We start from the raw sequence: 12,428 nt of genomic DNA, 5'->3' as shown, positions 1-12,428 counted from the left end.
GGCTTTCCTGTAGTCTTAGCGCCGGATCTCAGCGCAGGCTGAGCGCTACGCCGAAGATGCGCGGTTCGTTGTACACGCCCGCCATATAGTTCTCGATCACGCCGATCAGATTGTGCTTGTTGAGCAGATTGCGGGCAAAAGCCGCAATCTCGTAATGCGGGGCGGCATAGCCGATGCGCGCGCCCAGTTCATTGTTGCCATTGGCGGTGAATTCGGCGCTGCGATACAGGACAAAGCTGGTCTTGCCCTGAATGTTCCAGTCGCCCGCCGCATAGAGCTTGGCCCCATTGCCCAGCGGCACGTCATAGCGGGCCGACAGGTTCAGGTTATAGGTGGGCGCATTGGGCAGCGGGTTGCCGTTGATCGGCACGAAATAGGACGTGCCGGTGCCTGTCCCCTTGGTGAATCCGCCGGTGTTATACACGGTGCAGACCTGCACCCCGTTCAGCCCGCAGGTCTGGGCATAGACATTGCTGTCCTTGATTTCGGTGTGCAGCAGCGACAGGCCCGAGCTGAGCGTCAGATTGCCCGCCTTCAGGCTCAGATCGGCCTCGCCGCCATAGCCCACCGCCTTGTTGGCGTTGAACAGCACGCCATTGCCGTTGCTGTCATTGCCGTTCAACTGGATGTTGTTGACGGTGTAGTAGAAGCCGGTGAGGTTGAAATGCAGTGCGCCGCCAAGACCGGTGGTCTTGATGCCCGCTTCCCAGCTGGTGTTGGTTTCGCTGCCTGCGGTGGTGAAATCGGAATTGAACACCGCCGAGCGCCCCTGAATGGTCGGGCCGCGGAAACCGCGCGCCACGCGGGCGTAGAGGTTCACATCATCGCCGGCCTTATACAGCAGGCTCAGATCCCAGCTCGGCTGGGTGTCGGCCAGACGCACATAGGTGCGGCCCGTATAGGTCGAGGCGCCCGCCGCCGTATTGGCGGTTTTCAGCAGCGCGGTCTTCTTCGTGTCATTGCTCACGCGGATGCCGCCCGTCACCGTCAGGCGATCGTCCAGCTTGTACGAAGCCTGACCGAACACGCCCCAGCTGGTGTTGATATTGTGCAGCAGCACCCAGTTGTTGGGATTATACTGCGGGCTGTTGGCGACGAAAAAGCCGCGCTGGTCGAATTCGGTGTCGTCGCGCGCATCGAAATAGATGCCGCCCACCTGCCACTTGAAGCGCGCATTGTCCTTGCTGGCCAGACGGACTTCCTGCGTCCACTGGTCAAGCCCGCGCAGGCGGCCCTGCGACTGGCCATAGCCGTTGGCCGCGCCGTTGAAGGGGAAATTGACCGCCGCCCCGCCATCGGTATCGCCCCGCGACCAGCCATCTGCGCCCTGATAGGACGTGATCGAGGTAAGCGTGACATTGCCGTAATCGTGGCGCACGCGCAGCGTCTGACCATAGGTGGAATAGTTCTGCGGGTTATTCTGTGCCTCGTCATAGGCAACCTGCTTCTGGTTCCATCCCGCCACGGTCTTGTTGCTGCCCTTGGCCAGCGAGCCGCGATAGAACAGGGTCGAGGTGCCCTGATAGGCGCGGTAATTGGTGGTCAGGTTGATGCTGGTGTCGGAGCTGGGGTCGAATTGCAGCTGGAACCGGGTGTCATTCTCGGTAAAGCGGCCCAGCGTCTTTCCGCCGCCCACGGTGCCATCGGCGCTGACGCCGGTATAGGTGTTGGTCACCCAGTTGTCGCGGTGCTGATAAAGCGAGGAGAGGCGGAAGGTGACCGTGCCGTCCTTGGCGATGGGGCCGGACAGGGCGGCTTCTACGCTCTGCGTGTTATAGCTGCCCCAGCTGGCGTCGATATGGCTGGTCCAGTCCTTGGTGGGCTTGGCATTGTCGAATTTGATGATGCCCGCCGTCGTGTTGCGGCCAAAGAGCGAGCCCTGCGGCCCGCGCAGCACTTCGACCTGCGCCACGTCATAGACCGGGTTCGATTTGAGCACGACATGCTCAAGCACCACATCGTCCTGGATGATCGACACAGGCTGGCTGGCGCCGAGGTAGAAGTCGACATTGCCAAGGCCGCGAATGTAGAAACGCGGGAAAATGCGGCCGGTGGTCGATTCCACATAAAGGCTGGGCACTTTGCCCGACAGGCTGAGCAGGGAATCGCCACCGCCCGCGCGCGGGCCTGTCAGATCGTCGCTGCGCAGCACGGCCACGCTGATCGGCACGTTCTGGAGATTTTCGCTGCGGCGCTGCGCGGTCACGACGATGACGTTGGGGTCATTGGCGGCCTCGGCTGCTTCGGCGGCCTGCGCATGGATCGGGGCCAGCGCGATCAGACCGGCCAGAGCCAGAGCCCGGCGCGAGATCGCGGCTGTTTGAAGCGACGTTTTCATGGATTGCTCCCTCAACAAATTTGAAAACCTGACAGGGCGCTTCGCCAGTTTGCATCGGCGCCCTTGGGTGAAATGACACAATGATTCCAGTGGCCCGTCCCGCCATGGCGTCGGCAGGCTTGACCCAGAATTGTGACATTCCTGTCGCGAATTAGGAGCATTGGCCGGATTTGCAGCGATATTTTGGCGCGATTGCGTCGCTTTGCTGCAACAGCGTATCATTTGTGCAACGGCACAAGGGGTTTTGAGGGTTAACGGATCAACCCTTCGCGAACCTTCTATCCGCGTCCGGGATGGGTCTGCGCGTTCTGTCCGGTGACCGCGTCGGGCCATGGGCCTTGCCAGCAGGAAGCGGGATCGTGGGGGCGGCGCAAAACCACGCCGGGCCGGATCACGGGCAGGAAACGCGCCAGCGGGGCGACATAGGTGGCCGCGCCCGACGGCACCACGCCGTAATAGCCGCAAGCCACTTCAGGCGCATGCGGCCATGCGATGGCACGGGAGATTTCGCCTATCGGGGTGGCCAACCCGATGGTTAATCCGACAAGCGCGACCCTTTTCGCCGGGCCCCAGGCGGAATCTTTTTTGGATTGCACCAGAATGTCCGCGATCAGCACCGCCAGAACGGCCAGCGCCGGAATGCTGGCGCGCATGGCGAAATCCATGCCGCCGCCCACCCGGCCAAAGGGGATCAGCAAGAGCGAGGCAACCACGATCCACGCCGTGGCCGCGCCATAGACCCCAGACGAGGGTCGCAGCCGCAAAGCCAACAGATAGGCGCCAATCTCCAGCAGGATGAAGATCGGATAGGAGTGCAAAGGCAAAGGCGTGGCCGAGGCGCCGACCGAATCGCCCGCTGCCACCAGATAGGCCAGCCCCGGCAGCGCGGCCACCGCCGCCAATCCTGCCCAGATGACATCGCGCGAAAACAGCGACCGGCCATAGGCATGAAGCGCAAAGGGCACGCATCCCATCGCCGCCAGCGGCGAGAGCAGAGGCAGAAACGGCACCATCACCGCCATCACGATGCGCGGCGCCTTGCCCCGCCGCCATGCCAGATAGGCCGCCGCAAAGATCCAGCCCGCCAGACCATGTTGGGGCACCCAGAACATTTGCGTGATGTGGGCGCTGAACTGAAACCCCGCCCATTGCTCCAGATGCAGGTTCAGGGGCTGGCCTGCCAGTGCCTGACCGACAATGTCCATGCCGCTGAAACCCAGAAAGACCGCAAGACCGATGGCCTTGGCCCGCCCGCCGTCGAACAGCGTTGATCCGGCGCCCAGCACCAGCGTCAGCAACAGGCTGTTTTGCGCCCACAAGGCCCATTCGGCGGCATGGGCATTGCCCGTCAGCGCAGGCCCCAGATACATGCCCAGCGGCGCGCGCAGCACCATCGGCCCGCCCGCAACCTCATAGGCAAACGGCCATGGATTGAGCGTCAGATCGCGCAGCACCGCAAGTCGCACCTGCCAATCGGTGTTGGCATAGGTCAGCCGCCCTTCGCCCCCCAACAGCAGCACCGCCATGGCCACCGCCGCGCAGACGGCCAGATCGCGCCATCCAATATGGCCGCCCCAACCCGTCGCGCGGGCCACGCCCGCTATTGCCGCCAGGCCCAGCCCGCCGCCCGCCAGCCACCACCACAGCGGCAGGCCCAGAAAGGCCCACAGGCCAATCTGCATCAGGCCAAGCAGCCCCAGCAGGGCCAGCATCAGCCAGCGCAGCGAAAGTCCGCCATTCCCTTCCGCCAAGGCATCATTCCCATCCATAGCACCAGCATAGGGCAGGGCTTGCGCAAATAAGGTTAATGCGTGTGAGGTGCGCAAACCGTCAGGCGACGGCGGTCCGGCGGCCGGAATCCAGCCATGAGGCCTGCGCATCGGCGCAGCGCAGCAGGAGTTCGGCCAGCGGCAGGGGTTTGCTGAATAGATAGCCCTGTGCATGTTCGCAGCCCGCCTCGGCCAGCGTCCGGCGCTGGGCCTCGGTTTCGACGCCTTCGGCCACACAGGTCAGGCCGATGGTGTGGCAAAGGGTGATGACCGCCGAGGTGATCGTGCCGCCCTCTTGGGTGCCCAGCGCGCCGACAAAGCTGCGGTCGATCTTGACCTTGTCGAGCGGCAGGCGCTGAACATAGCCGAGGCTGGAATAGCCGGTGCCGAAATCGTCGAGCGCGATGCCCACGCCAAGGTCGCGAAACGCCTGAAGGGCTTGCGCTGCGGCATCGGCATTGCGCATCACGGCGGTTTCGGTCACCTCAATCCAGATACGGCGCGGGGTGATGCCCGCCGATGCGATCTCGTCGCGGATAAAGGCCAGCGTGCTGGCCGAGGTGAGGTCGCAGGCCGAAATGTTGAAGGACACGGCCACGCTCTCGGGCAATTGCCGTGCGGCCTTCAGCCCCTTTTTGAACACCGCGCGGGTGATCGAATGGATCGCGGTTGAACGTTCGGCAATGGCGATGAATTCCATCGCGGAAATCTCGCCCAGCATCGGATTGGACCATCGAGCCAGCACCTCGACGGCGCTCAGCCGCCCGCTGGCCAGTTCGACGATGGGCTGGAGGACGATGGACAATTCCTCCTCAAAGGAACTGGCCTGAAGCGCGGCCTCGATGGCGCGGTCGGCGCGCACGGCGGTTTCAAGGCTGGGCGTGAACAGGCAGACCCCGCCGCCATGGACATGCTTGGCATGATAGAGTGCATAATCGGCCCGGTCGAACAGATCGGCCGCCTTGGTCCCGGCATCGGGATATTGCGCCACGCCCAGCGAGCCGCCCACCGAGAGCACGATCTCGCCGATCCGCAGCGGCGCGCGAACCTGTTGCAGCAGGCGTTCGCAGGTGCGCGCGAAATCAGCGACCTGTGTGTCGATCAGCCCGAATTCATCCCCGCCCAGTCGATAGACCTGCACCGAAGGTCCGGCGGTGGCCCGCAACCGTCGCCCGATGGCTTCCAGCAGCCGGTCGCCGACCTGATGGCCATAGGTGTCGTTGATCGGCTTGAACCGGTCCAAATCCAGCACTCCCACCGCAAAGGGCAGGCCGGTGTTCTGATCGGTCCATGCATCCAGATCGGCATAGAACTGGCGCCGGTTGGGCAGGCCGGTCAGACTGTCGGTCATCGCCAGCCTGCGGTTTTCCTCGTTCAGCCGTTGCAATTCATGATGCTGGGTTGCCAGCAGGCTGCCCGATTTCACCTGTTTGCGGAAATGCTCAAACCCGTTGAACAGAACCCGCAGCAGCACCGCCAGCACCAGCGCGACATTGATGCCGATGGTGGCAAAGGTGAGCAGGCGTTTGCTGAAACAGAAGATGATGAAGGCAGGCAGCACCGAAAGCGCCACCAGCAGCGCGGCCTGCGGCAGGACCACCAGACAGAAGATGCAGCCGATGACCGTGGTGGAGATATAAAGCGCCACATGGGCCTGTTCAAACGGCCCGCCATAAGGGGCAAGAGACAGCGACCATCCGGCATAGGCCGCCGCCATCGGCGCCGCCACCATCGTGACCAGACGCAACTGGCGCTTGGCTTCTTCCGGGCTGGGCAGGCCGGTGCGCGACGAGCGCAGCCAGTGGATCATCCGAATGATGGTGATCGTGAACAGCATTCCCGGCGCGCTCAGCGTCAGCGACAGGGGAGCCTGTGTGCGATGGGTGATGGCCACGGCCATCGAGTTGATAAGCAGCAGGCCATAAAGGAGCGGAACCTGCCTTTGCAGATTCGCCGCCTGAGAAACAGCCATGTCCGGATCGGTTCCGACATCCGCGAACCACCGGATCAGACGCAAAAATCCCAAGCGCCCTTTCCTTTCCATGCGAGCCAGCCAGATTGAACGCATCATGGGCCCCCATGAATGAAAAGGCCTATAGTGCAGGCCTAGGTTAAAGCGCGGATGACATTGGATGAAGATGGGTAAGGTGTCCAGTAAAGCCCCCGTGTAAAACGCAGGTTCCACAACGCAAAACCCCTGCGCCGTTGCCGGGGCAGGGGTTTTGTTTTCGAATGAACGTAATTGGCGGGCTATGGCCTTAACCGGTCCGCCGTACCGCTTTCATCAATATTTCACGCGGACATCGACCATGAACGAGCGCGGGGGCAGGAAGCTGAACTGGTCAGCCGTGCCATAGCTGGTCTGATAGGTGGTCGTGCCGCTGGTGGTGGTGGCAGCGCCCGTCGAAGCGTTGGAAACCGCCGTGATCGCGCGGCTGTTGAACACGTTCGACACGGTGGCGCCGATGCGGAAGTGTTCTCCGATTTCCTGGCTGATGGCAAATTCGCCGGTGGAATAGGGGCTGATGCGATAGAGGCGCACGCCGTCGGTGGTTGAATATTGCGTGATGGCGGTGGGCACGCCATTGGCCGAGCTCTTCACGCTGAACAGTTCGGTGGCATATTGCGGGCCGGTGAACTTCTGGCTGAAGGACACCCGCAGGCCCTTGTGCTTGTAGATGAAGCCGGCCGCCGCCGTGCTGAAGGGCGCCTTGGCGACCTGGGCATTGGTGGTGCCGGAGTGGGCATAGTTATACGAACCATTGCCGAACACGGTCAGGCCCTCGATGGGCATATAGGCGATCTGACCCTCGACGCCCTTGTAATGAACGGTGCCGATGTTGACCAAAGTGCCAGAGAAGGCGGTGGTGTCGGTGGCGCTGGCGATCTTGTTGTTTACGTTGATGATATAGCCGTCCAGATCGACCGAGACCTTGCGGCCGTGCCACACGGTGCCGACCTGATAATTGGTGCTGGTCTGCGGCTTGACGGCGGCGGCCACGGTGTTCGACTGGGCCGCGGTGGCCGCGTCATACGAAGGCGTATAGAAGCTCGACAGATCGGGCACATACATGCCCTGCGCATACTGGCCATAGAAGGACCAGTTGGTCTTGGGTTGCCAGTTGATCGTGCCGAAGGGCAGCGCCTTGGTCCATGTGGCCGAGGTGTTGGCGGGCGAGCGATACGAGTCGGCATTGACCATCGCATTCACGCCGCGCTTGAAGTTCACATATTTCACGCCGGGCGTGATCGCCAGATTGCTGACCGGGCGCAGTTCGAGTTCGCCGAAAAGCTGGAACTGATCCCAGCTCGAATTCTGCTCATACTTGATGTTGGCCAGCGCGGTCGAGGGATAGCCCAGCGTGCTGGCCACGCCGCTGTAGAACTTCTGGTCATAGCTGGGCAGGCCGGTGGTCCAGCTGAAATCCCAGGTGTGGCGCCAGGTGTTGGCATGTTCGTACCAGCCGCCGACCTTGGCCTTGCCGAAGCCGAATGTGTAATCCGCCTGACCGATATAGCCGATCACGCGATACTTGTTCATCTTGTTATAGCCGGGGATCTGGCTGGCGTCGGTAACCGCCTTATAGGGCGAGGTGGCCGTACCCGCGCCCGAAAAGCCGGTGACCACCGTGCTGGTGTTCCCGCTCATCGTGTTGTTGGTATAGCCATACATATAGACACGGTTGTCGAGGCTCAGGTGCTCGGACAGATCGCTTTGCAGGCGCAGATACGAGAAATCGGTGGTCTTGTCGGTGCGGTTATACTTCCAGTAATCCTGCTTGGTCGGATCACCGCCCATGCCATAATTCAGGCCGTACATGCCGATGTTCGAGGTGGCCGAGCAATTGACTGCCTTGAGCGTGGCATAGCCCGATTGCGCATAGCCGCAGGTCGAACCCTTCAGCACATCCGACTGATAGTAATAATTGCGGTTCCAAGTCGACATGATGGTCAGCTTGTTCGACGCGCCGATGGGGATCACGCCCTTGAAGAACAGGTTCTTCGACATCACCGGCGAATTGGTCAGCGCGCCGTCCGACTTCAGATACTGGCCCGCCAGCGCGAATTTGGCGCCGTTCCACTTGTCGATCTTGCCGGTCTGCACCTCGGCGCGGCCGATAAAGCTGTTCCAGTTGCCCAGCAGTGCCTCGCCCATCACGCCCTGCTTGTCGGAAACCGCGCGCGAATACATGTTGATGTTGCCGCCATAGGTGGCCTGACCCAACTGGCTGGCATTGCCCGGCCCGCGGTCGACCACCACGGTTTCAATCGTGGTCGAGGGGAAGAACGAGGTCGAGTGGTGTGTGGGGTTGTTGGTGTCGGCAAAGGGGATGCTGTCATAGGTGACGTTATATTCGCCATCCTGAAAACCGCGGATCACCGCCTTGGTTTCGGAAAAGCCCTGACCGTTGCCGGTGCCCGAAATCGACACGCCCGGTGTCAGCGCGATCAGCTCGTTGAAGTCCGAGGCGGCATTGGCATTGTCGATGAATTCGCGGCTGATCGCGGCCTGCGGCTGGGTGGTGGTCAGCGAGGCGGTCAGCGGGGCGGCTTCGGCGGTGCGCGAGCCGGTTACGATGATGTCCGAGGTGGTCAGCGACTGGCGGTCATTGGCCTGCCCGGCCTGATTGGCCGAGGTAGACTGATCATCGGCGGCCACAGCGGCGGCGGGCACTTCGGCAGCCGGAACTTCGGCGGCCACGGCAAAGCCCACGTTGGCGATCAGGCAGACGGCAAGCGCGGTGCTGGTCGCCAGCAGCGTCTGGAGGGAATGTTTGCTCATGTTTGGCCCCTTGAACGATATGATCTCGATTTCGGCGGCGGGCGTTCAAACCGGGCAGGCAAACCGGGCAGGCAGCCGCCATCGCCGCCTGAAATCCGGGCGTGCGCAATGAAGGCCGTTCCATGCTGTCGTTTTGCCCGATCCTTAGAACCCGCCGGACACGAGCGGCGGTTAGGTGCGGGCGATGACGGATATGTGACGAAGCGCCGGGTCAGGGGGCCAAAGCGGGCAAGATTGCAAATTTAGAATGTAGTCAGACCCGTCTGAAGCAGGGGAAAACGCAGACGCACTGCCAGCCCCGGCCCATTGTCGGCCAGTTCGAGCGATCCGTCATGAAAACGCATGATGGCATCCGCAATCGCCAGCCCCAGCCCGCTGCCGGGCCGATTCGAGGCCGAGCCCCGTTCAAAGGGCTGCATCACCCGATCGCGCTGGGCCTCTGCAATACCGGGGCCATTGTCGGCGATGGTGATGATCGCCTCGTCGTCTGCGATGCTCAGCCCGATGGTGGCGCAGGTCTGCGCGGGCGTGTGCAGCGCCACATTGTCGAGCAGATTGACCAGCAATTGGTGAACCAGCCCGACATCGCCCCGGATCGTGGCGGGAAACAGGGCGCCCATCTCCAGCCTGCTGCCCGCATCGGCAATCACCGGCTCCATGGTTTCGGCCACATCCTCGATGATCGGGGCCAGCGGCAACGGGGCCATGGCGGTGGGATGGCGCCCCGCCTCGATTTCGGACAGGCGCAGCAGCGCGTCGAAAATGGCGATGATCGAGCGGCATTCGCGCTCGGCCCGTTCCAGCAATTGCCGCCCTGCCTCGTCCGTATGTGCCATGTCGGCCTGCAGCAGCGCGCGCAGGCGCGTCAGCGGTGTGCGCAGGTCATGGGCCAGATGGCTGGCGAACTGGCGCTGGCTGTGGACCATATCGGCCATGCGCTCGATCATGCGGTTCAGCCCCGCCACCTGCTGCGCAAATACGCCGTCCAGCCCTGCATCGGGAATGCGCCGGCTCAGATCGCCGCGCGCCAGCGCATCGGCGGCGGCCATCGTGCGGGCAAGGCGCTGGGCGATCAGCGCGGAAAAGACCCATGCCGCTCCGCTGCCCACGACGATGCTGATGATGACCAGAATGAGCGCGGTGCGCGGCAGCATGGCGTGGATATTCTCCACCGCCTCGGAATGTTCGATGATGACCAGCCGCGCGCCGTCGGGCAGCCGTGCGGTCAGCGCATGGCCCTCGCGCCAGTCGGGGCGGCCATCGCGGAAACGCACATCGGCAAAGCCGGGGGGAGGCGGGGCCATCTCGATCCGGCCCCATATCGCGCGGCCATCGGGGGCCAGCAGCATATGCCCCTTGTCGCTGATGACGCGCCCGCCGGTGATCGCGCTCAGGCGGCGGGCGATGCTGGCGGTGTCCTGCGGCGCGCCGGGCACCAGAATGCGCCCCTGTTCGCGGCGCAGCGAGGTTTCGACTTCATCGTCAATCTGCGCGCGCGCCTGCCAGTAGAGCAGGGCGCCCGCGCCCGCCATCGCCAGCGCAAAGGCCAGCCCGAATTGTCCCGCCAGCCGCCCGATGCGCGGCTGGGCCAGAAACGTCAGGCCCCGCATTTGGCCGAACGCAGAACATAGCCTTCGCCGCGCAGCGTCTCGACCGCGTCGCAGCCCAGCGCCTGAAGCCGCCCGCGCAGGCGCGACAGGTTGCTTTCCACGATATTGGTGGCCGGATCAAAGGCATAGCCCCAGACATTTTCGAGCAGCATGGCCCGCGTTACCACCCTGTCGGCATGGCGCATCAGATAGGCCAGCATCGAAAACTGCTTGCGGTTGAGGTCAATGCCCGCATCGCCCAGAAAGGCCCGGTGCGCGGCATTGTCCAGCCGCAGCCGCCCCACGGCCAGATCCTCGCCCTTGCGCTGATTGCGCCGACAGATGGCGGCAAGGCGCGCCTCCAGTTCGGCATCGTCAAAGGGCTTGGTCAGATAGTCGTCGGCCCCCGCTTTCAGCCCCTCGACCCGGTCCTGCACCGAACCCAGCGCGGAAAGCATCAGCACCGGCGTGTTGCATCCCGAAGCGCGCCATTGCGACAGGATCTCTATCCCGCCGATGTCGGGCAGCATCCGGTCCAGAATGATCGCGCCCACCGTGCCCTCGCGCTCAAGCGCCAGCGCCTCGCGCCCGGTCAGCGCATGGAGCGAGGGATGGCCCCATGCCGCCAGATTGCGGCAGATGACGCCCGCGATGATCGGATCATCCTCGACAACAAGAACAGGTTTTTGAATCATGGCCCCTGATGCGACGGTTTTATGACATTTTCGCGGATGCGCCCGGGCGCGGGGCCACAGACGCGCATTTTCTTTGCCTATGCCGCGCGGCGCAAAACCGCGCTTTTGCTTGCCAAGGGGCCGATTTACTGATGAGTTGGCGTTGGGGACAGGGTGGGAAAAGCCATGCAGAGGGTTAGGAACATCAAGGAACTGGCCGATTTGGCCGGGGTGTCGGCCGGTACGGTGTCGCGCGCGCTGGCCGGGTCCGAACTGATCAGCCGCGCAACCCGCGATCGCATTCAGGCTTTGGCGCGCGAATATGGGTTTCGGCCCAATGTGATGGCGCGCAACCTGCGCATTCAAAAGACCGGGGCGATCGGTGTGCTGATCCCGCTGGGCCATGAGGCGGGGCAGCCGATTTCCGATCCCTTCTTCATCACCATGCTGGGGATGTTGGCCGATACATTGACCGCGCGGGGCTATGACCTGCTGCTCAGCCGGGTGATTCCGCAGGATACCGGCTGGCTGGAAAGGGTGGCAACTTCGGGCCGGGTGGATGGGCTGATCGTGCTGGGCCAGTCGGATCAGGCCGCAACGCTGGACGAAGTGGCGCGCGACTATCGCCCGCTGGTGGTCTGGGGCGGGCATAATGAAGCACAGGTCCATTGCAGCGTGGGCAGCGACAACCATCTGGGTGGGCAGATGGCGGCGCGGCATCTGATTGAGCAAGGGTGCCGCAAGATCGCCTTTTTCGGTGATCCGCGCGCGCTGGAAATAGCCCAGCGGCTGAATGGGGTGCAGGCCGCGTTGGCGCAGGCGGGGCTGGAACCGGCCAAGGTGGTGCCGGCTCATCTGGTGGCAGAACTCGCCTATGCTGATATTGGCCGCTATCTGGGCGAGGCGGCGCACCGGCCCGATGGGATCGTGGCTGCCTCCGATGTGATCGCTATGACGGCGTTGCGGGCGCTCTCCGAAGTAGGCTTGTCGGTGCCGGGCGATGTGCGCGTGGTGGGCTATGACAATCTCCCGCTCTCCGAACATACCGTGCCCAGCCTGACCACGATCAGTCAGGATCTGGTCGCGGGGGCCGAGCATCTGGTGGACATGTTGATGCGCAGGGTCGCGGGCGAAGATACGCAGAGTGTGATTATGGCGCCGGAACTGGTGGTGCGAATGTCGTCTGTGGACGCCCCAAAAGAAGCAAGCGTTAAATGAGATCTGGCACGTAGTCAGGTGCTCTCGTCTGTCCGGCCTCTGGATGCAGCATTATGC

7 protein-coding genes are annotated in these 12,428 nt (G+C 63.1%); 1 reads left to right on the top strand and 6 read right to left on the bottom strand.

Annotated features, from left to right (window positions below; genetic code table 11):
• Positions 1-28: 28 nt before the first annotated feature.
• The 6 genes from FHW96_RS16500 to FHW96_RS16475 form a co-directional block, all read right to left on the bottom strand.
• Positions 29-2,338 carry a TonB-dependent receptor gene (locus tag FHW96_RS16500; protein WP_172341679.1) on the bottom strand — a complete coding sequence of 770 codons (2,310 nt, stop codon included), beginning with the start codon at positions 2,336-2,338 and terminating at the stop codon, positions 29-31.
• Between the two features lie 278 nt (positions 2,339-2,616).
• Complete coding sequence (locus FHW96_RS16495) at positions 2,617-4,089, bottom strand: hypothetical protein (protein ID WP_172341678.1); 1,473 nt, start codon at positions 4,087-4,089, stop codon at positions 2,617-2,619.
• Between the two features lie 79 nt (positions 4,090-4,168).
• Entirely contained in the window at positions 4,169-6,079 is a 1,911-nt protein-coding gene (locus tag FHW96_RS16490) for a bifunctional diguanylate cyclase/phosphodiesterase (RefSeq protein WP_172341677.1), read from the bottom strand.
• A gap of 312 nt (positions 6,080-6,391) precedes the next feature.
• Entirely contained in the window at positions 6,392-8,890 is a 2,499-nt protein-coding gene (locus tag FHW96_RS16485) for a TonB-dependent receptor (protein WP_172341676.1), read from the bottom strand.
• 242 nt (positions 8,891-9,132) lie between these two features.
• A complete protein-coding gene (locus FHW96_RS16480) occupies positions 9,133-10,500 on the bottom strand; it encodes a sensor histidine kinase KdpD (protein WP_172341675.1) in 1,368 nt (455 codons plus the stop codon).
• A complete protein-coding gene (locus FHW96_RS16475) occupies positions 10,488-11,174 on the bottom strand; it encodes a response regulator transcription factor (RefSeq protein ID WP_172341674.1) in 687 nt (228 codons plus the stop codon). Before FHW96_RS16475 ends, FHW96_RS16480 begins: the two co-directional genes overlap by 13 nt.
• Positions 11,175-11,339: 165 nt before the next feature.
• On the opposite strand from FHW96_RS16475, the gene FHW96_RS16470 reads away from it, so the two are divergent.
• Positions 11,340-12,371, top strand: coding sequence for a LacI family DNA-binding transcriptional regulator (locus FHW96_RS16470; protein WP_172341673.1), 1,032 nt, complete (start codon positions 11,340-11,342; stop codon positions 12,369-12,371).
• The last annotated feature ends 57 nt before the right edge of the window (positions 12,372-12,428 follow it).

Source organism: Novosphingobium sp. SG751A, from assembly GCF_013149295.1.
GTDB lineage: Bacteria > Pseudomonadota > Alphaproteobacteria > Sphingomonadales > Sphingomonadaceae > Novosphingobium.
The sequence above is the reverse complement of the archived record's forward strand: the minus strand, read 5'-3'. Positions and strand labels throughout refer to the sequence as shown.